This window comes from Mesorhizobium intechi (assembly GCF_002879535.1).
In the GTDB taxonomy this organism is placed as follows: Bacteria; Pseudomonadota; Alphaproteobacteria; order Rhizobiales; family Rhizobiaceae; genus Mesorhizobium; species Mesorhizobium intechi.
Genome location: NZ_PNOT02000032.1, coordinates 58,388 through 85,075, shown reverse-complemented (window position 1 = coordinate 85,075; position 26,688 = coordinate 58,388). Strand labels below are relative to the sequence as shown.

General features: G+C 64.7%; 27 protein-coding genes and 1 pseudogene. 12 read left to right on the top strand and 16 right to left on the bottom strand.

Going from position 1 to position 26,688, the window contains the following annotated elements:
* Nucleotides 1-3: 3 nt before the first annotated feature.
* The 3 genes from C1D09_RS02600 to rimM all read right to left on the bottom strand — a co-directional run bounded on the left by C1D09_RS02600 (nucleotide 4) and on the right by rimM (nucleotide 2,022).
* Nucleotides 4-591 (bottom strand): permease, encoded by a 588-nt coding sequence (locus C1D09_RS02600; protein ID WP_143972845.1) that lies wholly within the window; start codon nucleotides 589-591, stop codon nucleotides 4-6.
* Between the two features lie 130 nt (nucleotides 592-721).
* Complete coding sequence (trmD, locus tag C1D09_RS02595; protein ID WP_143972844.1) at nucleotides 722-1,426, bottom strand: tRNA (guanosine(37)-N1)-methyltransferase TrmD; 705 nt, start codon at nucleotides 1,424-1,426, stop codon at nucleotides 722-724.
* On the bottom strand, nucleotides 1,423-2,022 hold the full coding sequence (gene rimM, locus C1D09_RS02590; RefSeq protein ID WP_143972843.1) for a ribosome maturation factor RimM: 600 nt from the start codon (nucleotides 2,020-2,022) through the stop codon (nucleotides 1,423-1,425). The genes trmD and rimM overlap by 4 nt, the downstream gene beginning before the upstream one ends.
* A gap of 96 nt (nucleotides 2,023-2,118) precedes the next feature.
* Here rimM and C1D09_RS02585 point away from each other — a divergent pair, with 96 nt between their 5' ends.
* The 3 genes from C1D09_RS02585 to C1D09_RS33415 all read left to right on the top strand — a co-directional run bounded on the left by C1D09_RS02585 (nucleotide 2,119) and on the right by C1D09_RS33415 (nucleotide 4,653).
* Entirely contained in the window at nucleotides 2,119-3,057 is a 939-nt protein-coding gene (locus tag C1D09_RS02585; protein WP_143972842.1) for a tyrosine recombinase XerC, read from the top strand.
* Between the two features lie 61 nt (nucleotides 3,058-3,118).
* Nucleotides 3,119-4,186, top strand: a complete 1,068-nt coding sequence (locus C1D09_RS02580; protein ID WP_143972841.1) for a TraB/GumN family protein — start codon at nucleotides 3,119-3,121, stop codon at nucleotides 4,184-4,186.
* Nucleotides 4,187-4,314: 128 nt separating this feature from the next.
* Nucleotides 4,315-4,653, top strand: a complete 339-nt coding sequence (locus C1D09_RS33415; RefSeq protein WP_208760339.1) for a hypothetical protein — start codon at nucleotides 4,315-4,317, stop codon at nucleotides 4,651-4,653.
* A gap of 134 nt (nucleotides 4,654-4,787) precedes the next feature.
* Here C1D09_RS33415 and lpdA read toward each other — a convergent pair.
* The 11 genes and pseudogenes from lpdA to mdh all read right to left on the bottom strand — a co-directional run.
* Nucleotides 4,788-6,203 (bottom strand): annotated as a pseudogene (gene lpdA, locus C1D09_RS02565) (dihydrolipoyl dehydrogenase); the annotation flags it as partial.
* A 74-nt stretch (nucleotides 6,204-6,277) separates the two neighbouring features.
* Nucleotides 6,278-7,033 carry an SDR family oxidoreductase gene (locus C1D09_RS02560; RefSeq protein WP_143972838.1) on the bottom strand — a complete coding sequence of 252 codons (756 nt, stop codon included), beginning with the start codon at nucleotides 7,031-7,033 and terminating at the stop codon, nucleotides 6,278-6,280.
* Nucleotides 7,030-7,497, bottom strand: a complete 468-nt coding sequence (locus C1D09_RS02555) for a hypothetical protein (RefSeq protein ID WP_167514456.1) — start codon at nucleotides 7,495-7,497, stop codon at nucleotides 7,030-7,032. Before C1D09_RS02555 ends, C1D09_RS02560 begins: the two co-directional genes overlap by 4 nt.
* Before the next feature lie 76 nt (nucleotides 7,498-7,573).
* Nucleotides 7,574-8,851, bottom strand: a complete 1,278-nt coding sequence (odhB, locus tag C1D09_RS02550; RefSeq protein WP_143972836.1) for a 2-oxoglutarate dehydrogenase complex dihydrolipoyllysine-residue succinyltransferase — start codon at nucleotides 8,849-8,851, stop codon at nucleotides 7,574-7,576.
* Between the two features lie 31 nt (nucleotides 8,852-8,882).
* Nucleotides 8,883-11,870, bottom strand: a complete 2,988-nt coding sequence (locus C1D09_RS02545; protein WP_143972835.1) for a 2-oxoglutarate dehydrogenase E1 component — start codon at nucleotides 11,868-11,870, stop codon at nucleotides 8,883-8,885.
* Between the two features lie 136 nt (nucleotides 11,871-12,006).
* Nucleotides 12,007-12,909 carry a succinate--CoA ligase subunit alpha gene (gene sucD, locus C1D09_RS02540; protein ID WP_095774800.1) on the bottom strand — a complete coding sequence of 301 codons (903 nt, stop codon included), beginning with the start codon at nucleotides 12,907-12,909 and terminating at the stop codon, nucleotides 12,007-12,009.
* 12 nt (nucleotides 12,910-12,921) lie between these two features.
* On the bottom strand, nucleotides 12,922-13,419 hold the full coding sequence (locus C1D09_RS02535) for a DUF1579 family protein (RefSeq protein ID WP_143972834.1): 498 nt from the start codon (nucleotides 13,417-13,419) through the stop codon (nucleotides 12,922-12,924).
* A 3-nt stretch (nucleotides 13,420-13,422) separates the two neighbouring features.
* The gene (locus C1D09_RS02530) at nucleotides 13,423-13,794 is read right to left on the bottom strand and encodes a cupin domain-containing protein (protein WP_143972833.1); all 372 of its coding nucleotides are present in this window, start codon (nucleotides 13,792-13,794) and stop codon (nucleotides 13,423-13,425) included.
* A 1-nt stretch (nucleotide 13,795) separates the two neighbouring features.
* Nucleotides 13,796-14,029: a hypothetical protein gene (locus tag C1D09_RS02525; protein WP_143972832.1), complete on the bottom strand. Its 234-nt coding sequence runs from the start codon at nucleotides 14,027-14,029 to the stop codon at nucleotides 13,796-13,798.
* Nucleotides 14,030-14,036: 7 nt separating this feature from the next.
* Nucleotides 14,037-15,230 carry an ADP-forming succinate--CoA ligase subunit beta gene (gene sucC, locus C1D09_RS02520; RefSeq protein ID WP_143972831.1) on the bottom strand — a complete coding sequence of 398 codons (1,194 nt, stop codon included), beginning with the start codon at nucleotides 15,228-15,230 and terminating at the stop codon, nucleotides 14,037-14,039.
* A 46-nt stretch (nucleotides 15,231-15,276) separates the two neighbouring features.
* Nucleotides 15,277-16,245, bottom strand: a complete 969-nt coding sequence (gene mdh / locus C1D09_RS02515) for a malate dehydrogenase (protein ID WP_143972830.1) — start codon at nucleotides 16,243-16,245, stop codon at nucleotides 15,277-15,279.
* 233 nt (nucleotides 16,246-16,478) lie between these two features.
* On the opposite strand from mdh, the gene C1D09_RS02510 reads away from it, so the two are divergent.
* A complete protein-coding gene (locus C1D09_RS02510) occupies nucleotides 16,479-16,907 on the top strand; it encodes a GNAT family N-acetyltransferase (RefSeq protein ID WP_143972829.1) in 429 nt (142 codons plus the stop codon).
* A 36-nt stretch (nucleotides 16,908-16,943) separates the two neighbouring features.
* Here C1D09_RS02510 and zapE read toward each other — a convergent pair whose 3' ends face one another.
* Nucleotides 16,944-18,158, bottom strand: a complete 1,215-nt coding sequence (zapE, locus tag C1D09_RS02505; protein WP_143972828.1) for a cell division protein ZapE — start codon at nucleotides 18,156-18,158, stop codon at nucleotides 16,944-16,946.
* Between the two features lie 83 nt (nucleotides 18,159-18,241).
* Entirely contained in the window at nucleotides 18,242-18,781 is a 540-nt protein-coding gene (locus C1D09_RS02500; RefSeq protein ID WP_143972827.1) for a protease inhibitor Inh/omp19 family protein, read from the bottom strand.
* 271 nt (nucleotides 18,782-19,052) lie between these two features.
* On the opposite strand from C1D09_RS02500, the gene C1D09_RS02495 reads away from it, so the two are divergent.
* From C1D09_RS02495 to C1D09_RS02455, 8 genes are all read left to right on the top strand, one after another.
* The gene (locus C1D09_RS02495; protein ID WP_143972826.1) at nucleotides 19,053-20,072 is read left to right on the top strand and encodes an MBL fold metallo-hydrolase; all 1,020 of its coding nucleotides are present in this window, start codon (nucleotides 19,053-19,055) and stop codon (nucleotides 20,070-20,072) included.
* Between the two features lie 71 nt (nucleotides 20,073-20,143).
* On the top strand, nucleotides 20,144-20,710 hold the full coding sequence (locus C1D09_RS02490; RefSeq protein ID WP_167514453.1) for a hypothetical protein: 567 nt from the start codon (nucleotides 20,144-20,146) through the stop codon (nucleotides 20,708-20,710).
* Nucleotides 20,711-20,806: 96 nt separating this feature from the next.
* A complete protein-coding gene (locus tag C1D09_RS02485; RefSeq protein ID WP_010912345.1) occupies nucleotides 20,807-20,968 on the top strand; it encodes a DUF1328 family protein in 162 nt (53 codons plus the stop codon).
* Between the two features lie 240 nt (nucleotides 20,969-21,208).
* Nucleotides 21,209-22,093, top strand: coding sequence for a diaminopimelate epimerase (gene dapF, locus C1D09_RS02480; protein ID WP_143972824.1), 885 nt, complete (start codon nucleotides 21,209-21,211; stop codon nucleotides 22,091-22,093).
* Entirely contained in the window at nucleotides 22,093-23,433 is a 1,341-nt protein-coding gene (mtaB, locus tag C1D09_RS02475; RefSeq protein WP_167514452.1) for a tRNA (N(6)-L-threonylcarbamoyladenosine(37)-C(2))-methylthiotransferase MtaB, read from the top strand. Before dapF ends, mtaB begins: the two co-directional genes overlap by 1 nt.
* Nucleotides 23,434-23,445: 12 nt before the next feature.
* Entirely contained in the window at nucleotides 23,446-25,275 is a 1,830-nt protein-coding gene (gene ftsY / locus C1D09_RS02470) for a signal recognition particle-docking protein FtsY (protein ID WP_143972823.1), read from the top strand.
* A 46-nt stretch (nucleotides 25,276-25,321) separates the two neighbouring features.
* The gene (locus C1D09_RS02465) at nucleotides 25,322-25,996 is read left to right on the top strand and encodes a septation protein A (RefSeq protein WP_143972822.1); all 675 of its coding nucleotides are present in this window, start codon (nucleotides 25,322-25,324) and stop codon (nucleotides 25,994-25,996) included.
* Nucleotides 25,997-26,063: 67 nt separating this feature from the next.
* Nucleotides 26,064-26,684, top strand: coding sequence for a pyridoxamine 5'-phosphate oxidase family protein (locus C1D09_RS02455; protein WP_143972821.1), 621 nt, complete (start codon nucleotides 26,064-26,066; stop codon nucleotides 26,682-26,684).
* The last annotated feature ends 4 nt before the right edge of the window (nucleotides 26,685-26,688 follow it).

The following is a 26,688-nucleotide window of genomic DNA, read 5'->3' as shown; positions in this document are numbered from 1 at the left end:
GCTTCAACCGGCCGAGAAAAAGTCGACGGCAAGCCCGATGAGTCCGGCGGCAAGTGCGGCGCCACCAACCGCGTGCGCCAGCCCCACGGACTTGGCCGCGCGCCGATTGGCTGCCACGGCGCCTTGCCAGTAGAGAGCAAAACCGGCGACCACGATCAGCAATTCCAGACCTGCCGAAACCGTGGGATAGCGCCACAGGCCGAAGCCGAGCAACGGCAGGTCGAGCGCGTTTGCCGGCAGCAAGGGCAGGTCGGGCCGATGCACGATCAGATCGAGCAGCCAGTGCGAAAATGCCACCGCGCCGACGACGACTGCCGCCGTGCGCCCATATCGCGGTGCAAAGAACGCGCCGAAAATCGTCGAGAGCACGATCGCCCCAAGCAATGAATGCGTGTACCAGGCATGGATGAAGGCAGCGCCATATCCGGCTGCCTGCGCGTCAGGCGCTTTGACGAGGCCCTCCGCCCCGGTCAGCAGCAGCGGCACGAACACGATGTCCAGCCATGCCGTCGCCAGCATCAATCCGTAGAACGGCACGCTTGGGCGACGCGCCTTGACGGCCGCGGCAAGTCCGAAATGACCGGCGATCATCGCGCGTGGTCCGAGCCGTCAGCCGGCCAGGCAATGTATCTGTCCAAGTAGCCGAATATGCCAGCGAAGACGACAACGCCGAGGATAAACGCCATGGTGACCCTTTCTTATGACGAGCTCCGCGCGTGGCTCACTTTCGCGGCAAGCCCGGCGGCGCGGTCAACAAATCGGGCCTTCGTTCTCCGGTCAATCTCTCGGACTCGCTTCGCCGCCATTTCGCTATTCTTGCGTGGTTGCCTGACGTCAGCACCTCGGGAATCGCGCGCCCTTCGAATTCCTGCGGCCTTGTGTAGTGCGGATGTTCGAGCAGGCCGTTTTCAAAACTCTCTTCCTCGCCCGACACCGCATTGCCCATGACACCCGGCAGCAGCCGCACCACCGCGTCGAGCAGCACGAGCGCCGCCGGCTCGCCGCCGGAAAGGATGAAATCGCCGATCGAGACTTCCTCTAGTCCTCGTGCCTCGATCAGCCGCTGGTCGACGCCCTCGAAGCGGCCGCACAGGATGACCGCGCCCGGCCCGACGGCAAGCTCGCGCACCCGCGCCTGTGTCAGCGGTTTGCCGCGCGGGCTCATCAACAGGCGCGGACGCGCATCGCCCGGCGACGAAGCATGGTCGATTGCCCTGGCCAAGACATCGGCACGCATCACCATGCCGGCGCCGCCGCCGGCCGGCGTGTCGTCGACGGTGCGGTGCTTGTCGGTGGCGAAATCGCGGATCTGGATCGCCTCCAGCGACCAGGTGCCGGCCTCCAGCGCGCGGCCCGCCAGCGACAGGCCGAGCGCGCCCGGAAACATCTCGGGATAGAGCGTCAGCACCGAGGCCTTGAATGTCACCGGTTGCCCCCGGCGTCGCGCGGTCCGCGCGGCCTGCCCTTCGGGTCGAAGTCTTCCTCGTGCCGCGCATCGCCATCCTCGTCCTCGACCAGCCCGGCCGCCACCGGGTCGACGCGGACAAAGCCTTCGGCGATCGACACATCAGGCACGGCGGCCTGCGTGAACGGGATCAGGACGCCCTTGCGCCCGGCAAGCGTCACGTCGAGGATATCGCCGCCGCCGAAATTATGCACGGCGACCACCTTGCCGAGCACGGTGCCGGTGTCATCGCGAACCTCCAGTCCGACCAGGTCGGCATGGTAGAATTCATCCTCCTCGCCATCGTCCGGCAGCATGGAGCGGTCGACGAAAAGCTCCGTACCGGCGAGCGCTTCGGCGGCGTTGCGGTCGCTGATGCCCTTGAAACGCACCACGACGACGGTGTTGGCCGGTCTTATGTCCGTGATTTGGAAGGCGCGACCGTCCCTGGCATAGAGCGGCCCATAATCGGCCAGCGCCATCGGGTCGCCGGTGAAGGTTTTCACCCTGAGTTCGCCCTTGATGCCATGGGCGGCGCCGATCACGGCCATCTGGACAGGGTTTTGCGGTTTGCTCATCGCGAATATCCTTTGGCCTGCTCTAACCCCACGAGGCTGTCATTTCAATGACGGGCTCTTCACCGCTTCCTAACCCGGATACAAGAAAATGCCGCCATGCAGGAATTCCTCATCCCGGCGAAACCCGATCTCCAGGCGGCGCGCGAAAGCTGGCTGAAGATGCTTGCGCGTGAACGGCGCCTGTCACCCGAGACAGTGGAAGCCTATGAGCGTGACACGCGCCAGTTCCTGCATTTCCTCACCGGCCATTGCGGCGGCTCGCCCGGCATTTCCGACATCGCCAGTCTGCGCCCGGCCGACCTGCGCGGCTTTCTTGCCGCCCGCCGCAACGCCGGCGCCGGCGCCCGCACGCTGGGCCGAGGTCTCGCGGGCATCCGCTCGCTGCTGCGTTTCCTTGAACGCCGCGGCCTGGTCAACGCCGCCGGCGCCGCCGCGCTGCGCGCGCCGCGCCAGCCCAAATCGCTGCCAAAACCGCTGACGGCGAGCGACGCCAAACAGGTCGTGTCGGTGGAAGGCCAGCTGGCCGAAGAGCCCTGGATTGCCGCCCGCAACGCCGCCGTGCTGACGCTGCTCTACGGCTCGGGCCTGCGCATTTCCGAAGCGCTCGGGCTCGCCGGCGCCGAACTGGCGTCCGAGGCCGACACCGTGCTGCGCGTCACCGGCAAGGGCGGCAAGACGCGGCTGGTGCCGGTGCTGCCGGTGGCGCTGCGAGCAATCGCCGAATACCGCCGGCTCTGCCCCTATCATCTCGATCCGAAAGAGCTTCTGTTTCGCGGCGCGCGAGGCGGCCCGCTCAACCCGGCCATCATCCAGCGCGACATGGCCAAGCTGCGCTCGGCGCTCAACCTGCCCGACACCGCGACCCCGCACGCGCTGCGCCATTCCTTCGCCACCCACCTGCTGGGGCGTGGCGGCGATCTGCGCACCATCCAGGAACTGCTTGGCCATGCCAGCCTGTCGACAACGCAGATTTACACCGGCGTCGACACCGCAAGGCTGCTGGAAATCTACGAATCGACCCATCCAAGGGCGTGACCCATTCAATTTCGACGTATCAATTAACCGTTTTGCCGCTTTTCACCCCTAGAAAGGGGGCATGAAACGCGTCATTGCCATCGCCGACCGTGCAGCTTCCATCTCGCTGAAGCTGCTTGTCGCGCTCAACGTACTGTTTTTCCTGTCTTTCCTTGCCGTGCTGCTGTTCGCGGCCGGCAAGGCGCATGCGGAAGTCCCGACCTGCAGCGGTGCCGACATGCTGTCGGCCCTGCAAAAGAGCAGCCCCGCCACCTACAGCGAGATCGAGGCGGAAGCCGCCGCCACGCTGAATGGCAAGGGCCTGCTGTGGAAGCTGGACAAACCGGGCGAACAGCCGTCCTACCTGTTCGGCACCATGCACATGACCGACCCGCGCGTCACCACGTTGCCGCCCGAGGCACAGAAGGCCTTTGACGCCGCCGGCACCCTCATCATCGAAACCACTGACGTGCTCGACAAGCAAAAGATGATGGCGGCGATGCTGAAGGAGCCGGACCTGATGATGTTCACCGACTCCACGACGCTGTCATCCTTGCTGAAGCCGGACGAAGCGGCGGCGATGAATGCAGCACTCGACGCGCGCGGCATCCCGCCGGCAACCGTCGCCAAGATGAAACCGTGGATGCTGTCGGCGATGATGGCGCTTCCGGCCTGCGAACTCGCCCGCCAGTCCGGCGGGGCACCGGTGCTGGACGTCAAGCTGGCAGAGAGCGCCAAGGCGGCCGGCAAGCCGGTGGAGGGTCTGGAAACGGCCGAAAGCCAATTGCGCGCCATGGCCTCGCTGCCGCTCGCCTTTCATATGAAGGGCCTGATCGACACGCTGAAGCTCGGCGACAAGGTCAACGACATCAACGAGACCATGATCGTGCTCTACCAGCGCGGCGACACCGGCATGTTCTGGCCATTGTTCCGCGCCGCCATGCCGGACGAGCAGAACGACCCCTCGGGCTATGCCGCCTTCGAGGAAACCATGATCACCAGCCGCAACAAGGTGATGGTCGACCACGCCGGGCCGATCCTGGCCAGGGGCAATGCCTTCATGGCGGTCGGCGCGCTGCATCTCCCCGGTCCCGAGGGACTGGTCGAGGATTTCCGCAAAGCCGGCTATACTGTCACCGCTGTCAATTGAGTCGGATGGCAGCGGGGGGACCAGAACGCCGCGTTTTCCGGCGGTTTCCTCCGCCAGCGTGAAACCCATTCAACGGTTGCGCGTTGATGGCTGTTGATTGATCATTTTCATCCACGGAGGACACTTTTATGGCGAATCCATCGAACGACACGCCCAGGCCAAGCGGCAGCGGCGGCGGCAGCCCCTGGCTGATTGCGCTGGTCGTGGTCATCCTGGCGATTGTCGCATACTACGTTTTCGGCAGACGCGGCGAGCATCCGGCACCGGCCGAGCCGCCGGCAGCCAGCACACCGGCCCCGGCGCCCGCGCCGGCGGAGCCGATGAAGCCCGCTGAACCGGCCAAGCCGGCGGAACCAGCACCGGCTCCAGCCCCTGCTCCAGCACCGGCTCCGGCGCCCGCCCCTGCTCCGGCACCCGCTCCTGCTCCGGCACCGGCGCCCGCCCCTGCTCCAGCACCGGCCAACTGACCGGCCCCGGCACCAGATACAAACGGCCCGCTGAAAGGCGGGCCGTTTTGCTTTGGTGATGACCGTTGGAGGCCTTGGCGCCAACCCACTCCGCGCGTTCGCTCCGCCACAGGACGGCGAAGCGTTGGGCACCCTCAGATATGGATCGGCTTGAAGAACGTGGCCAGCGCCGCTTCCTTCACCGCTTCCGACATCGTCGGATGCGCATGGCAGGTGCGGGCGAGATCTTCAGACGACCCGCCGAACTCCATCAGCACCGCCGCTTCGTGGATCATCTCGCCGGCGCCGAAGCCGACAATGTGCACGCCGAGCACGCGGTCGCTTTGCTTGTCGGCGAGGATCTTCACGAAGCCGTCCGTGTGCAGCATGGCGCGGGCGCGGCCATTGGCGCTGAACGGGAATTTGCCGATCTTGTAGTCGATGCCGGCTTTTTTCAGCTCTTCCTCGGTCTTGCCGACCGAGGCGATTTCCGGGCTGGTGTAGACGACGCTCGGAATGACCTCGTAGTTCACATGGCCGGCCTGGCCGGCGATGGTCTCGGCCACGGCCACGCCCTCATCCTCGGCCTTGTGCGCCAGCATCGGCCCGGCGATGACATCGCCGATGGCATAGATGCCCGGCACGTTGGTCTTGAGATGCCCGTCGGTCTTGACCCGGCCGCGCTCGTCGACCTCGACGCCGGCTTCTTTCAGCCCGAGACTGTCGGAATAGGCGCGGCGCCCGGTGGCGATCAGCACGACATCGGCAGCGATCGTCTCGGCGGCGCCACCCTTCACCGGCTCGAATGTGACGGTTGCGCCTTTCTTGGCCTTGGCGACGCCGGTGACCTTGGCGCCAAGCTTGAACTCGAAGCCTTGCTTGGAGAGCAGCCGCTGGAACTGCTTGGAGACCTCGCCGTCCATGCCGCCGAGGATCGTGTCGAGGAACTCGACGACGGTGACCTTGGCGCCGAGCCGCGCCCACACCGAGCCGAGTTCGAGCCCGATGACGCCGCCGCCGACCACCACCAGATGGCCGGGAACCTTGTCCAGCGCCAGCGCGCCGGTCGACGACACGATGATTTTCTCGTCGAAATCGACCTTGACGCCGGGAATGCCGGCCACGTCGGAACCGGTGGCGATGACGATGTTCCTGGTCTCGATCTCCTCGACCTTGCCGTCCTCGCCCGTCACCGACACCTTGCCGGCCGCGGCCACCTTGCCGGTGCCGCGGAAGCTGTCGATCTTGTTCTTCTTGAACAGGAAGGCGACGCCGTTGACATTGGACGACACCGTCGCATCCTTGTGCGCCATCATCTTCTTCAGATTGAGCGTCGGCGCTGGTATCTCGACGCCCAGCGTGTCGAAGGAATGGCCGGCCTCGGCGAACATTTCGGAGGCATGAAGCAGCGCCTTGGAGGGAATGCAGCCGATGTTGAGGCAGGTGCCGCCAAAGGTCGCGTTCTTCTCGACCACCGCGACCTTCAGGCCGAGCTGTGCCGCCTTGATGGCGCAGACATAGCCGCCGGGTCCCGATCCGATGATAACGACGTCATAAGCCATGATACTGTCCTTCTGTTTTGAGCATGATGCCGAAAAGTGTGACGCGGTTTTCGGATAACATCATGCTCGAACTGCATGAGCGCTCAGCGGCCGCCGCTGACATTCAGGATCGCGCCCGTCGTATAGGACGCGGCGTCGGATAGAAGATAGAGAACAGCACCCGCGACTTCATCGGCGGTGCCGGCTCTTTTCATCGGCAGCGTGTCCTGGATCAGCGCCACCCGGTCCGGCTGCCCGCCGGAAGCATGGATGTCGGTGTCGATGATGCCCGGCCGCACCGCGTTGACGCGGATGCCCTCCAGCGCCACCTCGCGGGCGAGCCCGATGGTGAATGTGTCGATGGCGCCCTTGGAGGCGGCGTAGTCGACATAATTGTCCGGCGCGCCCAGCACCGCCGCCGCCGAGGAGATGTTGACGATCGCTCCGCCCTTGCCGCCATGGCGCGTCGACATGCGCTTGACCGCCTCGCGGGCACACAGGATGGAACCGACGACGTTGATGCGCATCATGCGCTCGAGCCGTGCCGCGCTCATCTCCTCGACACGCGCCTTGGCGTCGACGATGCCGGCATTGTTGACGAAAACGTCGAGCCGGCCATAGGTGCGGTCCACCGCCTCGAACATCGAGAGGATATCGGCCTCGCTGCCGACATCGCCCTTGACCGCGAAAGCGTCGCCGCCCGCAGCCTTGATTTCGCCGACCAGCGCATCTGCGGCAGCCTTGTTCGAGGCGTAGTTGACCGCGACCCGATAGCCGGCTTTCGCCCCGAGCCGGCAGACAGCGGCGCCGATGCCGCGGCTGCCGCCGGTGACCAGCAGCACTTTTTGCGCCTCGCTCATTCCTGGCATCCCTTCAGCGTGAACACATCCCACGGCACTTTCGAGAACCCGCTGCCGCCATAGGCCGAGGACTGACGCAGCGCCGGGCCGAGATCCGGCAGGATCAATGTCTTCGGCGCCCCGACGCCTTCCGCAGGCAAAAGCCCGATGCTGCCCTTGTCGTCGGACGTGTAGATGACGCCGTGCCAGGGGGTGCAGGCGGCGAGCTCCGCGCCTGTGGTGTCACCCTCCGGGCATTTGTACATCAGCGCGCCGTTCGGCCGTGCCACGCCTTGGTTCCACATGACGATGCCGTTCAGAACGACGTTGTTGTCGAGGATCATGCGGAACGTGTTGGTCACAACGGCCGATGTGCCGGTCGGGGTAAAATCGATCTCGCTCCCGCTCTCGGTATCGCCATAGACGGCGAGCTCTATCGGGCAGGCGGCATGGACGGTTGCGGGAGCCAGCACCATGCCGGCCATAAGCACAGCCGGTTTGGCAGACCCAAGCAAACGGGCCATCATTGGCCTCCTCTGCCGCGAGCTGCCATCCACCGCCTCAGAGATCGAGCACCAGCCGTTCCGGATCCTCCAGGCTTTCCTTGACGCGCACCAGGAAGGTCACGGCTTCCTTGCCGTCGACAATGCGGTGATCGTAGCTGAGCGCCAGATACATCATCGGCCGGATCACGATCTGGCCGCCGACCACGACAGGCCGGTCCTGGATCTTGTGCATGCCCAGAATGCCCGACTGCGGCGCATTGAGGATCGGCGTCGACATCAGCGAGCCGTAGACGCCGCCATTGGAAATCGTGAAGGTGCCGCCCTGCATGTCGGCGACCGACAGCTTGCCGTCGCGCGCGGCGATGCCCAGCCGGCCGATTTCCTTCTCGATTTCGGCGATCGACATCTGGTCCGCATCACGCACCACCGGCACGACGAGGCCCTTCTCGGTGCCGACGGCGACGCCGACATGCGCAAAGTTCTTGTAGATGATGTCGCTGCCGTCGATCTCGGCATTGACCGCCGGGATTTCCTTCAGCGCGTGGGTGACCGCCTTGGTGAAGAAGCCCATGAAGCCGAGCTTCACGCCGTGCTTCTTCTCGAACACGTCCTTGTACTTGGTCCGCAGCGCCATCACCGCCGACATGTCGACCTCGTTGAAGGTGGTGAGCATGGCGGCGGTCGACTGCGCTTCCTTCAGCCGGCGCGCGATGGTCTGGCGCAATTTGGTCATGCGCACGCGCTCTTCGCGCGAGGCATCGTCACCGGAAGATGGCGCGCGCGCCGCTATCGGTCCCGGCGCCGCCTTGGGCGTCTCGGCCGGCTGCGACGGCGCGCCCTTGGCGATGGCGTCGAGCACGTCGCCCTTCAGCACCTGGCCGCGCTTGCCCGAACCGGAAAGCTGGTCGACGGACAGATTGTTCTCGGCGATCAGTTTTGCGGCTGCCGGCGCCGGCGGCATGCTGCGCTGCTCGACCGCGCCGGCATCCCCGGCGATCTTGGCGGTCTCGGCCGCGGCCTGCTTGCTGGTCGACGCCGCATCCGGCGACGAGGCTTGCGATACCGCCTGCGGCTTGGTCGCCGGCGCGGCGGCGCCACCCGCCGAAATCGAGCCCAACAAAGCGCCGACACCGACCGTCTCGCCTTCCTTGGCGACGATTTCGCCCAGCGTGCCGGCGGCGGCGGCCGGGACTTCCACCGTCACCTTGTCGGTTTCAAGCTCGACCAGCGGCTCGTCGACGGCAATGGCATCGCCGACCTTCTTGAACCATTTGCCGATGGTCGCCTCGGTGACGGATTCGCCGAGAGTGGGAACGCGGATTTCGGTAGCCATTGTGCCTGTCCGTTTCTGTCGGTTCTGTTCTTTATTCGCCGAGCGCGTCTTCGAGCAGGGCGGCGAGCTGGGCAAGGTGCTTTGACATCAATCCGGTCGCCGGCGACGCGGCCGCCGGCCGGCCGGTGTAGCGCACCCGCTGATGCTTGGCGTCGATATGCGCCAGCACCCATTCCAGATAGGGGTCGATGAACGACCAGGCGCCCATGTTCTTGGGCTCCTCCTGGCACCACACCATCTCGGCGTTGCGGAAGCGTGACAGTTCGGTGATCAGCGCCTTGGCCGGGAACGGATAAAGCTGTTCGACGCGCAGCAGATAGATGTCGTTGATACCGCGCTTCTCGCGCTCCTCGTAGAGGTCGTAATAGACCTTACCCGAGCACAGCACGACGCGGCGGATCTTGGAATCCTTGGTGAGCTTGATCGGCTGGTTGGGCAACAGCTGGGCGTCGTCCCACAACAGCCGGTGGAACGAGCTTTCGCCGGAGATTTCCGGCAGCGTCGACACCGCCCGCTTGTGGCGCAGCAGCGACTTCGGCGTCATCAGGATCAGCGGCTTGCGGAAGTCGCGCTTCAGCTGCCGGCGCAGGATGTGGAAATAGTTAGCCGGCGTGGTGCAGTTGGCGACTTGCATATTGTCTTCGGCGCAAAGCTGCAGGAAGCGCTCCAGCCGGGCCGAGGAGTGTTCGGGACCCTGGCCTTCATAGCCATGCGGCAACAGGCACACGAGGCCCGACATTCTGAGCCACTTGCGCTCGCCCGACGAGATGAACTGGTCGAACACCACCTGGGCGCCGTTGGCAAAGTCGCCGAACTGCGCTTCCCACAAGGTCAGCGCCTTCGGCTCGGCCAGGCTGTAGCCATATTCGAAGCCCAGCACAGCCTCTTCCGACAGCATCGAGTTGATGACTTCGTAGCCGGCCTGTGCCGCCGACAGGTTGTTGAGCGGGATGTATCGGGTCTCGTCCCGCTGGTCGTAGAGCACCGAATGGCGCTGCGAGAAGGTGCCGCGCTCGGAATCCTGCCCCGACAGGCGGATCGGATTGCCGTCGAGCAGAATGGCGCCGAAAGCCAGCGCCTCGGCCGTCGACCAGTCGATGCCTTCACCGGACTCGATCGCCTCGCGGCGGTTTTCGAGGAAGCGGATGATGGTCTTGTGCGCCTCGAAACCCTTCGGCACCTCGGTCAGCTTCTTGCCGATTTCCTTCAGCGTCTTGACCGGCACGGCGGTCTTGCCGCGCCTTTGTTCGTCCTGGTTGTCGGCCGTGCGCAGGCCAGACCAGGCACCATCCAGCCAGTCGGCCTTGTTGGGCTTGTAATGCTGGCCGACGTCCCATTCGGATTCCAGATGCGCGCGCCAGTCGGCCTTCATCTGGTCGAGTTCGGCCTGGGTGATGTGGCCTTCGGCGATCAGCCGATCGCCGTAGATCTGCACGGTCGTCTTATGGGTACGGATGTTGCGGTACATGATCGGCTGGGTGAAGGCCGGTTCGTCGCCCTCATTGTGGCCGAAGCGGCGGTAGCAGAACATGTCCACGACCACCGGCTTGTGGAACTTCATGCGAAATTCGATCGCCACCTTGGTGGCATGCACCACGGCTTCCGGATCGTCGCCATTGACGTGGAAGATCGGCGCCTCGATCATCTTGGCGACGTCGGACGGATAGGGCGACGAGCGCGAGAAGCGCGGATTGGTGGTGAAGCCGATCTGGTTGTTGATGATGAAGTGCAGCGTGCCGGCGACGCGGTGGCCGCGCAGGCCCGACAGGCCGAGGATTTCGGCGATCACGCCCTGGCCGGCGAAGGCGGCGTCGCCATGCAGCAGCAGCGGCAGCACCTTGGCGCGCTCCTCCAGCGGCACGATCTCCTCGCGGCCGCGGCCGAACAGATAGTCCTGCTTGGCGCGCGCCTTGCCCATCACCACGGGATCGACGATTTCCAGGTGCGACGGGTTGGCCGTCAGCGACAAATGCACCTTGTTGCCGTCGAACTCGCGGTCCGACGAGGCGCCGAGATGGTACTTGACGTCGCCCGAGCCCTCGACCTCGTCGGGGGCGGCCGAACCGCCCTTGAACTCGTGGAAGATGGCGCGGTGGGGCTTCGCCATCACCTGGCTCAGCACGTTCAACCGGCCGCGATGCGCCATGCCGAGCACGATCTCCTTCATGCCGAGCTGGCCGCCGCGCTTGACGATCTGCTCCAGCGCCGGGATCAGCGCCTCGCCGCCGTCGAGGCCGAAGCGCTTGGTGCCCTTGTACTTGACGTCGATGAACTGCTCGAAGCCTTCGGCCTCGACCAGCTTCTGCAGGATCGCCTTCTTGCCGGTGGTGGTGAAGGAGATTTCCTTGTCGGCGCCCTCGATGCGTGCCTGGATCCAGGCCTTCTCCTCGGGATCCGAGATGTGCATGAACTCGACGCCCAGCGTCGAGCAATAGGTGCGGGTGAGGATCTCCAGCATCTGCCGGATGGTGCCGAATTCGAGCCCAAGCACATTGTCGAGGAAGATCGGCCGGTCGTAATCGGCTTCGGTAAAGCCATAATTCTCCGGCGACAGTTCATTGTAGTCCTCGAGCGGCTTGGCGATGCCGAGCGGGTCGAGATTGGCGTGCAAATGGCCGCGCATGCGGTAGGCGCGGATCATCATGATGGCGCGCACCGAATCGCGTGTCGCCTGGTGCACGTCGGCATCGGAGAGCAGGATGCCGTTGGTGACCGCCTTGTCCTTGACCTTCTTCTCCAGGTGCTTCTCGACAATGCCCCAATTGCCGTCGAGCGCCGACACCAATTCGCCATTGGCCTGCAGCGGCCAGGACGGCTTGGCCCAGGAAGCGCCCTCGGCGTTCCTGCGCACATCGCCGGCATCGTCCTTCAGCCCGGCGAAGAACTCCTGCCATTCGGGATTGACCGAGGCGGGATCGTCCTCATAGGCGGCATAGAGCGCGTCGATGTAATCGGCGTTGCCGCCATAGAGGAAGGAGGTGAGCGAGAATTGGTCGTTGGCCTGATCGTGTCTTGCCATGTCGTTTCAGCGGAGCCTGGCTCCGTCTCCTTACGTTTGCGGCAGCGCCGCGATAGTGGGCGATTCACCCGCCCTTCTTGTCCCCTCAAAGCCAACGAACCGCCGTCGGCTCTCATTCCACAACCGGCGTCGACGCTCAGCCCTTGATGGCTTCAACCAGCGTCGTGCCGAGCCGCGCCGGTGACGGCGAGACCTTGATGCCGGCCGATTCCATCGCCGCGATCTTGTCCTCGGCGCCGCCCTTGCCGCCGGAGATGACCGCGCCGGCATGGCCCATGGTGCGGCCGGCCGGCGCAGTGCGTCCGGCGATGAAGCCGGCCATCGGCTTCTTGCGGCCACGCTTGGCTTCGTCCTTGAGGAACTGCGCGGCGTCTTCCTCGGCCGAACCGCCGATCTCGCCGATCATGATGATCGACTTGGTCTCGTCGTCGGCGAGGAACATCTCGAGCACGTCGATGAACTCGGTGCCCTTCACCGGGTCGCCACCGATGCCGACGGCGGTGGTCTGGCCGAGACCGACATTGGTGGTCTGGAACACGGCCTCATAGGTAAGTGTTCCCGAGCGAGAAACAACGCCGACCGAGCCCTTGCGGAAGATGTTTCCGGGCATGATGCCGATCTTGCATTCGTCAGGCGTGAGAACGCCCGGGCAGTTCGGCCCGATCAGCCGCGAGGTCGAGCGGTCGAGCCGCGCCTTGACCTTGACCATGTCCATCACAGGAATGCCTTCGGTGATGCAGATGATGAGCGGGATCTCCGCCTCGATCGCTTCCAGGATCGCTTCGCCGGCGCCCGCCGGCGGCACGTAGATGACGGAAGCGTTGGCGCCTGTCCGTGCCTTGCCCTCGGCGACGGTGGCGAAGATCGGCAGGCTCTCGCCCTTCGAGCCGGTCCAGGTCTCGCCGCCCTTCTTGGGATGGATGCCACCCACCATCTTGGTGCCGTGATAGGCCAGCGCCTGTTCGGTGTGGAACGTGCCGGTCTTGCCGGTCAGGCCCTGCACCAGCACCTTGGTGTTCTTGTCGACGAGAATGGACATCGGAGCCCTTTTCTAAAGACTGTTGATCGAGGAAGGCGAGACGCGCCGGTAGACGCCGCTCACCATGTCTTGCCAGCCATCGCTGCCGGCGGGTTGGAAATGCAGTCGCATGCGGTAAGTGTCGGCATCGTCGAAAACATACGTCACGCGCGCCGCGCCGCGCGCCGACGACCGCTCCAGATTGAGCTCGCCGCCGTTCCACGTTCCCATGGCCGGCGAGGCCGGCACAAAGCCCGTCGAATCGAACTGGTGCATGGTGACGAGGCGGTTCGGCTGGTCGAAGCCGAACACATTGTGCGCACCGAAGGAAATCGTGCCGTCGCGGCGCTGGCGATAGCGCTGCACCACGAACAGGCCGCCGAACTGCGCCTCCGCCAGCACTTCGGACGTCGCCGTGCCGGCATCGGTCCATTGCGTGGCCGCGACCTCTTCCTCGCCGCGCCACGCGCCGACCAGCGCCTGCAGGCGCTGGTGATCGGCGGAGAGCGAGGAGAAGGAGGCAGCGTTCATCGGTCAGAGCCGCTTCAGGTCGGCGACGGTAAGGTCGCTCTTGGCGTTGCCGGTGTTGAGCGTCGTCGCCGGCTCGAACATCAGCACCACGGGCTCGGCGGTGAGCGAACGCGGCCGGTGCTCGACGCCGCGCGGCACGACGATGAAATCGCCCTCGCCAAGCTCGACCGGCCCGTCGCGGAAATCGATGGCGATCCTGCCCCGCAGCACGAGGAAGGCCTCGTCCTCATGCTCATGCGCGTGCCAGTCGAAGGTTGCGCCGAACTTGGCGACCTTGGCCTGGCTGTCGTTGACGTCGCCGGCGATATGCGGATCGAAGACCTTGCTGATCTTCTGATCCGCCGCCTCGACCAGGTTTATCTTGCGTGGAGGCATCCTATGACTTCCGCGCTTGAAATTCTGACTTCAGGTCACGCAGCACGGCTACAATTTCCCGGTTTGTATCGACGAGTTCACGAATGGCGGTCGCATTGTCGTGGCCTGCGCGTTCCCGGGCCCGCACATACTGTTTCAGTGTGACGAGACCCCAGATCCAGATCACCAAAATAGCCGCCATCGGCAACCAGGCGATGATGTACCCAAGCAAGCTTTGCGTGGCGTCCTGTTCCACAGCCGTGTCAGCCCTTCACCGCCGCCACGATCTTCTTGGCCGCGTCGTCGAGATCATCGGCCGAGACGACGTTGAGGCCGCTGTCGTTGATGATCTTCTTGCCGAGTTCGGCATTGGTGCCTTCCAGGCGCACCACCAGCGGCACTTTCAGCCCGACTTCCTTGACCGCGGCGATCACGCCCTCGGCGATGATGTCGCACTTCATGATGCCGCCGAAGATGTTGATCAGTATGCCTTTGACCGCCGGATCCTTGGTGATGATCTTGAACGCCGCCGTCACCTTCTCCTTGGAGGCGCCGCCGCCGACATCGAGGAAGTTGGCGGGCTCGGCGCCATAGAGCTTGATGATGTCCATCGTCGCCATGGCAAGGCCCGCGCCATTGACCATGCAGCCGATATTGCCGTCGAGCGCGACATAGGCGAGGTCGTATTTCGACGCCTCGATTTCCTTCTCGTCCTCTTCGGTGGTGTCGCGCAGTTCGAGCACGTCGAGATGGCGGAACAGCGCATTGTTGTCGAACGACACTTTTGCGTCGAGCACGCGCAGCCGGCCGTTCTTCATGACGATCAGCGGATTGACCTCGAGCAGGCTCATGTCCTTTTCGACGAAGGCCTTGTAGAGGATCGGGAACAGCGTGCCGCCATCCTTGGCCGCGTCGCCGTCGAGCTTGAGGGCTGTGTTGAGCGCCTTCACGTCATCCGCCGTGACGCCCTTTTCCGGGTCGATGGCGACGGTGATGATCTTTTCCGGCGTATCGTGGGCGACCGCCTCGATGTCCATGCCGCCTTCGGTCGACACGACGAAGGCGATGCGACCGACGGAACGATCGACCAGGATCGACAGATAGAGCTCGCGCTCGATGTCGGCGCCGTCCTCGATATAGAGGCGGTTGACCTGCTTGCCGGCCGGGCCGGTCTGCTTGGTCACCAGCGTGTGGCCGAGCATCTCGTTGGCGTTGGCGACGACGTCTGCGACCGACTTCGCCAGCCGCACGCCGCCCTTGGCATCGGGCGACAGTTCCTTGAACTTGCCCTTGCCGCGACCGCCGGCATGGATCTGGCTCTTCACCACATAGAGCGGACCCGGCAGCGCGCGTGCCGCGGCTTCCGCCTCGCTCGCCTTGAACACCGGCACGCCTTCGGCCACCGGCGCGCCAAAGCTCTTCAGCAGCGCCTTGCCTTGATATTCATGGATGTTCATCGGGAACTATCTCCAGGTCGTTTTGCCGGGGTGGACGTTTTGGATTTTACTTCGAGGCGAGCTGCGGCGCGATCTTGACGCAGGCCTCGGTCAGGCCCTGCACCGTCGCCACCGAACTGTCGAACATCTTCTGTTCGCTCTTGTTGAGGTCGATCTCGATGATGCGCTCGACGCCGCCGGCGCCGATCACCACGGGAACGCCGACATAGGTGCCCTTGACGCCGTACTGGCCGGAGAGGTGGGCGGCGCAAGGCAGGACGCGCTTCTTGTCCTTGAGGTAGGCTTCGGCCATTGCAATCGCCGAGGCCGCCGGCGCGTAGTAGGCCGAGCCGGTCTTGAGCAGGCCGACGATCTCGGCGCCGCCGTCACGGGTGCGCTGCACGATCTGGTCGAGCTTTTCCTTCGAGGTCCAGCCCATCTTGACGAGGTCGGGCAGCGGGATGCCCGACACCGTCGAATAGCGGATCATCGGCACCATGGAATCGCCGTGGCCGCCAAGCACGAAGGCGGTGACATCCTCGACGGAGACCTTGAATTCCTCGGCCAGGAAATAGCGGAAGCGCGCGCTGTCGAGCACGCCGGCCATGCCGACGACATGGGTCTTGGGCAGGCCCGAGAACTTCTGCAGCGCCCACACCATGGCGTCGAGCGGGTTGGTGATGCAGATGACGAAAGCCTTGGGCGCGTACTTCTTCAGTCCGGCGCCGACCTGTTCCATGACCTTGAGGTTGATGCCCAAAAGGTCGTCGCGGCTCATGCCCGGCTTGCGCGGCACGCCGGCGGTGACGATGCAGACGTCGGCGCCCTCGATGCCGGCATAGTCGTTGACGCCGGTCAGCCGGGAGTCAAAACCATCGACCGGCGACGATTGCGCGATATCGAGCCCCTTGCCTTGCGGAATACCCTCGGCAATATCGAACAGCACCACGTCGCCGAGGTCCTTGAGGCCGATCATGTGGGCCAGCGTGCCGCCGATCATGCCCGAGCCGATAAGCGCTATCTTGTTGCGTGCCATGTGAGGATGTTTTCCCTTTGTCTGTGACTGCGCCCAAATCTTTGACGACTTGATGACGGCGTCGAGGAAGAGGCCGGAATGCCGAGGAACCCGCGAGATTTCGCCGCACCCAATAGCCCCGGTGCAAGATAAATTCAAACGATTATTTCGGAGTGAACATTTTCAATCGGTTAGATGGATTGGGATTTACGTAAACGTCAGACTTTGTGAGCCGACTTGGGAGAATTTACACAATGAAGATGGAGATCGTAAGGCTTGAGGCCGGCGATGACGCCCTTGTGATGCGCGTTGCCGAGGATGTGTTCGACGAGCCTGTCAGGCCAGACCGCTTGGCGGCCTATCTCAACCAACCGGGCCATTTCATGGTCGTGGCGCTGGCCGATGGCGTGATCGTCGGGCAATGCGCCGCCGTCATCCACCGCCATCCCGACAAAGTTGCGGAACTCTATATAGATGAGGTCGGCGTTTCGCCCAGGTTCCGGCGCCAGGGGATCGCGCGCGGACTGCTCGACGCGATGTTCGCGATCGGCAGGGAGAATGGCTGCGAGGACGCCTGGGTTGGCACCGAACCCGACAACCTTCCCGCCCGTGCGCTGTATGAGTCGCGCGGGGAGCCGCATGGGAAAGCGGAGAGTTTCGTCATGTATGCGTACAGGCTTTAGCGACCGGGATCTTCGCTCTGTTTTGGGTCCCCCTGCTTAGGACGAGGGCACGGCTCGAGCCAGCGGCGCCGCGGCCGACGGCGCCCTTTCCTTCCGCCGCTCCGCCCAATCCTCCAGCCAGTCGCGGCTTTGCATCTCGATCAGGCGTGAGGCAGTGCGCTCGAACTCGAACACCTCGACGCCGCGTTTTGCCACATAGAGCTCTTGTGGCGGCGCATCGGCGCTCACCACCAGCCGCAGATGATGATCGTAAAGCGTGTCGATCAACAGGATGAAGCGCTTGGCTTCGTTGCGCTTGCCTTCGCCCAGCACCGGGACATGGTCGATGAAGACGGTCGAGAAACGTCCCGCGATCGCCAGGAAATCACGCGCGCCGAGCGGTTTTTCGCAGAGATCGGCGAAGGAGAACCGCGCCGCGTCGCCGGCGGCGGCCGGCACCAGGACCTGCCGGCCCTTCAGCGTCAGCGCGGTCGCGGCTGTCGGCGCGCCACGCGTCATCGTCCGCCAGGCCTCGTCGAGCGTCCGGTCGGCCACCGCATCGGCCGGCGTGACATAGACCGGCGTGCGGGCGAGCTTCTCAAGCCGGTAGTCCTTGTCGCTGTCGAGCGACAGCACCTGCGCGTGCCGTTCCAGTATGCCGATGAACGGCAGGAACAGCTGGCGGTTCAGCCCATCGCGGTAAAGATCTTGCGGCGCCACGTTCGAGGTGGCGATCAGCACGACGCCATTGGCGAACAGCGCCGAAAACAGCCTGGACAGGATCATCGCGTCGGCGATGTCGGTGACCGAGAATTCGTCGAAGCACAGCACCCAGGCCTGCTCGGCCAAGGCTTTTGCCACCGGCGGGATCGGATCGTCTTCCTTGACGTCGCCATTCTTGCGCGCCTGCCGGTGCTTCTGGATGCGATCCTGTACGTCCGCCATGAAGTCGTTGAAATGGACGCGGCGCTTGCGCCGGACCGGCAGCAGCTCGAAGAACATGTCCATCAGCATGGTCTTGCCGCGGCCGACGCCGCCATGGATGTAGAGGCCTTTGACGGCCTCATGCGTCTCGCGCTTGCGGGCAAAAAGCCAGCCCAGCGCACTGGACTTGTGCGCCAGCCGCTTGGCCGAGATCTCGTCGGTCACCCGGTCGAGCGCGCCGGCGATCCGCTCCTGCGCCGGATCGCGTCCGATCGCGCCGGTTTCCACCAGGTGGTCGTAGCGCTGCCTGACGGTCGCATGGGTCTGGAGGCCGTCACGCAGATGCATCGGTCACGTCGTTTTTCTCGTGCATGCCGCTGCCCCAAGGAAACCGGGGCCCCGGTTTCGGCGACATGCACCGGGGAGGTCGGCTACCTTGTAAGCGAAATCGGCTGACCGTTGGAAGTCTGGCCGTCGAATTTCGAGCCGCCCGACGAATAGAGCCGCGCCAGCGACCCGCCATTCTCATCGTAAAGCGTCAGCTGCTTGCCCGCGACGTTCCACGACTTGATGCCATCGATCGGGGCCGGGCAATGCAGGGGCCCGGCGCGAAAGCCGGCGCCGAACTTGGTCTGCGGCGTCGCGATCTTGCAGCTCTGCCCGGAAACGCTGGCGTTCCACACGCCGGCGACGGCTGCCGCGCTGAGATCCGAAGCCCCGGCCGGCGCCTGGCCGTCCGGCGGCAAGGACGCAACCTGCGTGTTCGCCGGAGCGCTCGGGAACTTCGACGGATCAGTGGTGCCGGGCGAGGCCGGCGGCGGCAGCTGGTTGGAGGTCACCTGGCCGGCCGGCGCCGGCTGCAGCGGCGCCGGTTGCTGGTCGTCCATCGACGAGAAGCGCGAGGTCGAGCAACCGCTCGCAACGAGCGCCGCCAGCGATACGGCCACAAGACCGCTTTTCGAAAAATTCATTACAACCTCCGTCGGAGCCGGCTGGGGGGAAGCCGTCCGCGCAATATCACCCTCCACCAAGATGGAGAAGGTGGCGAAATTTCAACCCGATATGGTTAAAATAGGGTTTGCGGCAAGATTGTTGCAAATTTATCGCAATCTCAAGCTGCCAAGTCCGCCCCGTCACTGAAGTCCGAAGCGTTCGGTCGCGACCGCGCATTCGCCCTGCGAATGGTTGCGCCCACCGGCGCAACGCCTATGTCTTGGAGGTCGAAACCCGCTGGAGCATACCTTGGCCGCGAGAAAGAGAGCCGCCAACCGCTATTACAGCGGTCCGCCCAGCGACCATTTCGATGGCACCTTGTTCTTCAATCCCGGTGGCCGCATGCCTGGCCGCTTGACGGACCTGCTGAAATGGCAGTTCAGCGGCCAGCGTGCGAAATGGCCGGCAACCAGCCCGAGCCCCTTTCCGCAGGCGAGGCCGGCCGCGAAGGTCGAGGGCGCCGATCTTACTGTAACCATGGTCGGCCATTCGACCTTGCTCATCCAGACGGCCGGGCTGAACATCCTCACCGATCCGGTCTGGTCGCAACGCACCTCGCCGTTCTCCTTCGCCGGGCCAAAACGCGTCAATGCGCCGGGCATCGCCTTCGACGATCTGCCGCCGATCGACCTCGTGCTGGTCAGCCACAACCATTATGATCATCTCGACCTCGTCACGCTGAAGCGGCTGAAGCAAAGAGACGATCCGCCGGTGGTCACGCCGCTCGGCAACGATGTGCTGATCGGCGAGGCGGTTTCCGGCATGCGGCTGGCGGCGCATGACTGGGGCGACAGGGTCGACATCGGTGGTCGCACCGTCATCCACATCGAGCCGGCGCATCACTGGTCGGCGCGCGGCGCCCGCGACCGGCGCATGGCGCTGTGGGCCGGCTTCGTCATCGAGACGCCGGGCGGCAAACTCTATTTCGCCGGCGATACCGGCTTCCACGACGGCATCAACTACCGGCTGATGGCGGAAAAACATGACGGCTTCCGCTTCGCCATCCTGCCTATCGGCGCCTATGAGCCACGCTGGTTCATGGCGCCGCAGCACCAGAACCCGGAGGAAGCGGTGCAAGGCATGAAGCTGTGCAAGGCCGCCTTCGCCGCCGGCTGCCACTGGGGCACTTTCCAGCTCACCGACGAACCGATGGACGAGCCCGTCCGCAGACTGGCCGAGGCGCTTGAGGCGGATGGCCTGCCGCCGGAGCGCTTTCGCGCCTTGCAACCCGGCGAGGTCTGGCAAGTGCCGGAGATCGAGCACGGTTGAAGTTTGCATTGGCCATTTACGGCACCATCATTTTCGCCGATGGTCCGCCCAGCAGAAAAAGGGGAATGCAGATGAAATCCATGCTTGCGGCGCTGGCGGTGCTGGCAGTCTGCGTGCCGGCGGCTTTCGCGGGTGAAATCACCGACCGCGCCGCCGATGCCGAAAAGGCGCTTCAGGCAGGCGACGGAGCCGGGGCGCTGGAGAAATTCCGCGGCGCCGAGGAGGCCTTGTGGCAAGCGATGCCCCTCGCCGTGCGGAATGTCAAACAGGTCGATTCGGCCGGCGGCTTCGGCATCTACAGCGAGCGTGCCAATCACATCTACAAGCCGGGCGAGAAGGTCGTGCTCTATATGGAGCCGGTCGGCTACGGCTATGGATCGGACGGCCTCGGCAACAGCCAGATCGGGCTTTCCGTCGACCTCACCGTGCTGTCCGACTCGGGCGAAGCCCTGGGCACCTTCGAAAAGATCGGCAGCGTTCAGGTCGCTTCCCGCTCGCACAACCGCGAACTCTTCTTCAAGCTCGACCTCTCCCTCGATGGACTGCCTGCCGGGAAATACAAGTGCAACTTCCTCATGCACGACCAGAACTCGACTAAGACGGCGCCGTTCAGCACCGATATCGAGATCGCCGGCTAGGTTTCCACTGACATCGCCTCGCAAACCGCGGGAACCCAGACACGACAGCCGCGTTCTTCATGCGGTTTCAAATATGTCGGTTCGCGAGGCACTCCCATGATCAAATGGATCATCATCCTGCTCATCGTCGCCGCCGCGGCGAGTCTGCTCGGCATGCCGGCGCTGGCTGGAGCCGCCGCCACGGGCGCGCGCATCCTCATCGGCATCGTTCTCGTCATCTTCCTGCTGGTGGTGCTAGGCATCTTTGCCGTGACCTGAGAGAGCGGGTGAAGCTCCACTCTGGCGGCTATCTGAGGCGTTTTCCATGCTTCGTCGTTTCCACTGCGTCGCGGCAGAACCGGGCTGACGGACCAAAGTCCGCCGCGCCTCCGGTTCCCGAGACCACATCGCATGACTCGCCGGGGCGAATTTGAAACGGTCTCTGGGGCGGCTCCGCACTGGTAATTCCCGCCCGTTTCCGCCATATAGCGCCAAACAGACACGGAATTTCGCGGAGCAATGGCAAGCACTGCCCCTTTCGCCAAGATGAACGGCATCGGCAACGAGATCATCGTCGCCGATATGCGCGGCCGTGGCGATCAGGTGACGGCGGCGGCGGCCCTCGCGCTGAACGCCGATGCCGCGACCCGCTTCGACCAGATCATGGCGATCCATGATGCAAAGACGCCGGGCACCGCCTACTATGTCGACATCCTGAATTCCGACGGCACGAGCGCGCAGGCCTGCGGCAACGGCATGCGTTGCGTCGTCCAGGCGCTCGCCGCCGAGACCGGGCAAAAGACCTTCACCTTCGAGACCCGCGCCGGCATTCTCAACGCCAGGGAACATGCCGACGGCACGATCTCTGTCGACATGGGCATGCCGCGTTTCGGCTGGCAGGAGATTCCGCTGGCCGAGGAGTTCCGCGACACCCGCATGATCGAATTGCAGATCGGCCCGATCGACGCGCCGGTACTGCATTCGCCCTCCGCCGTCTCGATGGGCAACCCGCACGCCATCTTCTGGGTCGACCGCGATGTCTGGTCCTACGAGCTCGAGCGTTTCGGCCCGCTGCTCGAAAACCACCCGATCTTTCCTGAGCGCGCCAACATCACCATTGCCCAGGTGACCTCGCCCGAGAGCATGATCATCCGCACCTGGGAGCGCGGCGCCGGCCTGACCAAGGCCTGCGGCTCCGCCGCCTGCGCGTCGGTGGTGGCGGCGGCACGCACCAGGCGCACCGGCCGCAGCGTCGACCTTTTGACGCCCGGCGGCGGCACGCTGCATGTCGAATGGCGCGAGGACGACCACGTCATCCTGACCGGTGCCGCAGAGTGGGAATTTTCCGGCAGCTTCGACCCCTCGACAGGCACCTGGGCCCGCGACACCGAAAGCGCGGCCTGATGTCGATTGCTCTGTCCAGGAGCCCGGACGTCGACGGCTCCCTTGCCGAGGCCCCCAGCCGCATTGACGTGGTGACCTTCGGCTGCCGGCTGAACACCTATGAATCCGAAGTGATGCGGCGCGAGGCCGAAAGCGCCGGTCTCGGCGCGCTGCAGGGCGGCGCGGTGATCTTCAACACCTGCGCCGTCACCGGCGAGGCGGTGCGCCAGGCCAAACAGGCGATCCGCAAGGCGCGCCGCGACAACCCAGCGGCGCGCATCATCGTCACCGGCTGCGCCGCGCAGACCGAGCCTGAGAAATTCGCTGCCATGGATGAGGTCGATCTCGTGCTCGGCAATGAGGAGAAGTTGAAGGCGCATTCCTACCGCGCGCTGCCGGATTTCGGCGTCAACGACACCGAGAAGGCCCGCGTCAACGACATCTTCTCGGTGCGCGAGACCGCCGGCCACATGGTCGACGCCATAGAGGGCCGTGCCCGTGCTTTCGTGCAGGTGCAGAATGGCTGCGACCACCGCTGCACCTTCTGCATCATTCCTTACGGCCGCGGCAATTCCCGCTCGGTGCCGATGGGCGCCGTGGTCGAGCAGGTCAAGCGGCTCGCCGGCAATGGCTATGCCGAGATCGTGCTGACCGGCGTCGACATGACCAGCTTCGGCGCCGATCTGCCAGGGGCGCCCAGGCTCGGCAAACTGGTGAAGACCATTCTGAAGCAGGTGCCCGACGTGAAGCGCCTGCGGCTATCCTCGATCGATTCGGTCGAGGCCGACGACGATTTGCTCGATGCCATCGCCACCGAATCCAGGTTGATGCCGCATCTGCACATGTCGCTGCAGTCCGGCGACGACATGATCCTGAAGCGCATGAAGCGAAGGCATCTGCGCGACCAGTCGATCCGTTTCTGCGAGGATGTGCGCAAGTTGCGTCCTGCAATCGTCTTCGGCGCCGACATCATCGCCGGCTTCCCGACCGAGACCGACGCGATGTTCGAGAACTCGATAAAAATCGTCGAGGAATGTGGCCTGACCCATCTCCATGTCTTCCCGTTCTCACCGCGCGAGGGCACGCCCGCCGCGCGCATGCCGCAGCTTCGCCGCGAGGTGGTCAAGCAGCGCGCCGCCAGGCTGCGCGCCGCCGGCGATGCCGCCTATCGGCGCCATCTGTCCTCGCTGCCCGGAACGCGCCAGTCGATCCTGATCGAGCGCGATGGCCTTGGCCGCACCGAAGGATTTACCCTCGCCGCACTCGGCACCGGCGCGCCGGGCGAGATCGTCGAAGCGACAATTACTGGCCACGACGGCGCCCGGCTCAACGCAGTGCCGCTTGCCGCACGCGCCGCCTGAGAAACGCAAAGCATGGCTGGTTTTTTCAAGAAGATATTTTCGTTCGGCAAGAAAGAGGTTGTCGAAGAGCGCGTTGACGAGACCGCCCCGCTGCCCCCGATCAAATGGGATCAGCTCGATGCGCTGAAGCCGGCGGCCGAACAGGTCGTTCCGGAATTTCTGAAGCGCGAGGAGCCCCTGCTCGAGGCCCAGGTCGCGCTTTCACCCGCCGAACCGCAAGCAACCGCTCCGGAACCGTCGCCTGTCGAGGAACCGGCACCCGAGACCGCTCCGACCATCCCGCCCACGCCGGAGCCGACGGTTCCCGCCGAGCCGGAACCCCTGCCGCGGCCCGCGCCGCAAGAGGAACCTGTACCCGCGCCAGAGCCGCCGGAGCCGCCGGCGCCCGAGGAAATTCCGCTTCCCCCCGCCGCTCCGGAGCCCGCCCCCGAACCGCGGCCGCAAGAAGTCCCTTCTCCCGCGCCTGCCGAGCCGGAGATTGCGCCGCCGCGCCCGGAAAGGCAGCCCGAACCGGCGCCGATCGAAGTGCCGGTCCCACCTGCCGAGATCCCGGTCGAGACGCCCGCGCCCGTTGAAGTGCCGCCACCGGCGCCTCCTTCCGCACAGCCAACTCTGCAGGCTGGCGCCGCCCCTCAAGCGCCGACACTTCCCTCGCCCCGGCCGCCGCAAGAGGCTGAGGAGCCGCGTGAACCTGCAAAAGAGGCGACGCCAGCCGTCGAGGCCACGCCGGAAGCCCCGCTGACGGAAATCGCGCCTCCCATTCGTCAGCCGGCGCCGGTCGAGACGCAGCCCGTCATTGCCGAGATCGCGCCCGAACCGCAGCCCGTCCCGCAGCCGAAGCCGGAACCCGCTCCCGGCAAGGTGACCGTCACCAAAAAGGTCGAGCAGAAGGCCGAGCCGGCCAAGGCGCCGGAGCCGGCGCCACGGCGCTCCTGGTTCCAGCGCATGCGGGACGGACTTGCCCGTTCCTCGCGCGAGCTCACCGGCAACATCGCCGGCGTCTTCACCAAGCGCAAGCTGGACGAGGACACGCTGCAGGACCTGGAAGACGTGCTGATCCGCGCCGATCTCGGCATGGAGACGGCACTTCGCATCACCGATTCGCTCGCCGCCAGCCGCTACGGCAAGGACGTCTCCGACACGGATGTCCGCACCGTCATGGCAGCCGAGGTGGAGAAAGTGCTGACCCCTGTCGCCCAGCCGCTGGAACTCGACCTCTCGCACAAGCCGCATGTCATCCTGGTGGTCGGCGTCAACGGCACCGGCAAGACCACCACCATCGGCAAGCTGGCGGCAAAACTGACCGATGGCGGCCTGTCGGTGATGCTCGCCGCCGGCGACACCTTCCGCGCCGCCGCGATCGAACAGCTGAAGATCTGGGGCGCACGGACGAAATCGCCCGTCATCGCCTCCAAGCTCGGCGCCGATGCCGCCGGCCTCGCCTATGACGCCTTCGAGAAGGCCAAGGAGGCCGGCTCCGACGTGCTGATCATCGACACCGCCGGCCGCCTGCAGAACAAGACCGAGCTGATGGCCGAGCTGGAAAAGATCGTGCGCGTGCTCGGCAAGCTCGACCCGGAAGCACCGCACACCGTGCTGCAGACGGTCGACGCCACCACCGGCCAGAACGCGCTCAACCAGGTCGAGATCTTCCGCAACATCGCCGGCGTCAACGGCCTGGTGATGACGAAGCTGGACGGCACGGCGCGCGGCGGTATTCTGGTGGCGATCGCGGCAAAGCACAAATTGCCGGTCTATTTCATCGGCGTCGGCGAACAGGTCGACGACCTCGAACCTTTCTCCGCGAGCGAATTCGCCAGGGCGATCGCTGGAGTGGCGTAACGGCGTGATCCCTTTTCAACAGGGGTCGTGCGTAAGAAGGAAGATCATGAACCCACCCATTCTCGAACGCGATCCGTCCGACCCGCAGAAAGAGAAGAAGGAAGGCGTCAATCCCGTGCTCAAGCTGGTGCTTGAGCTTGGGCCGCTGCTGGTCTTCTTCTTCGCCAATGCGCGCGGCGAGTGGCTGGTGCAGAAATTCCCTGTCCTGGGTGAATTCGGCGGCCCTATCTTCGTCGCCACCGGCCTGTTCATGGCCGCCACGGCCATCGCGCTGATCGCCTCATGGCTGCTGACGCGCACCTTGCCGATCATGCCGATGGTGTCGGGCGTCGTGGTCTTCATCTTCGGCGCGCTGACGCTTTATCTGCAGGACGACATCTTCATCAAGATGAAGCCGACCATCGTCAACACGCTGTTCGGCGGCGTGCTGCTCGGCGGGCTGCTCTTCGGCAGGTCGCTGCTCGGCTATGTCTTCGATTCGGCCTTCAGGCTTGATGCCGAAGGCTGGCGCAAGCTCACCTTCCGCTGGGGCCTGTTCTTCCTGTTCCTCGCCATCGTCAACGAGGTGGTGTGGCGCAATTTTTCCACCGATGCCTGGGTTACCTTCAAGGTCTGGGGCATCATGCCGATCACGCTTCTTTTCACCTTCAGCCAGATGCCGTTGATCCTGCGCCATTCGCTGGACGACAAGGCAGGCGGGGAAGAAAAGGCCGGCAAGTAGAGCAATTCCAGGAAAAGTGTGAAGCGGTTTTCCGTCCGGAATTGCGTCAAAACAACGGGGGAGAGCCATGGAATTCATCGCCACGCATGAAGAGCTGCGGACGATCTACAAGACGCCGCGCCCGACCGACGGCTCGATCCGCAAGGAGCTGAAGGCGCTCGACGGCCACTGCCGCTCCTTCATCGGCAAGAGCCCCTTCGTGCTGATCGGCTCGTCCGATGGCCAAGGCAATGCCGATGTGACGCCGAAGGGCGACAAGCCCGGCTTCGTCGCCATTCTCGACGACAGGACCATCGCCATCCCGGACCGGCCCGGCAACAACCGGCTGGACACGCTGGAGAACATCCTGCGCAATCCCTCGGTCGGCCTGCTCTTCCTCATTCCCGGCATGAACGAGACGCTGCGCGTCAATGGCGATGCCCGCATCACCGTCGATGCCGGTTTGCGCGAGCGCCTCGCCGTCGATGGCAAGGAGCCGCAAAGCGTCATCGTGGTCACGCTCAAGGCGGCCTACATGCATTGCGCCAAGGCCTTCATGCGCTCCGATCTGTGGAAGCCCGACACCTGGTACGACCGCGCCACGCTGCCGACGCTCGGCCAGATCCTGCGCGACCAGCTGGTGGTTGCCGACACGGCCGAGGCGACCGACCGCTGGCTCGACGAGGAATACAAGCAGACGATGTGGTAAGCGC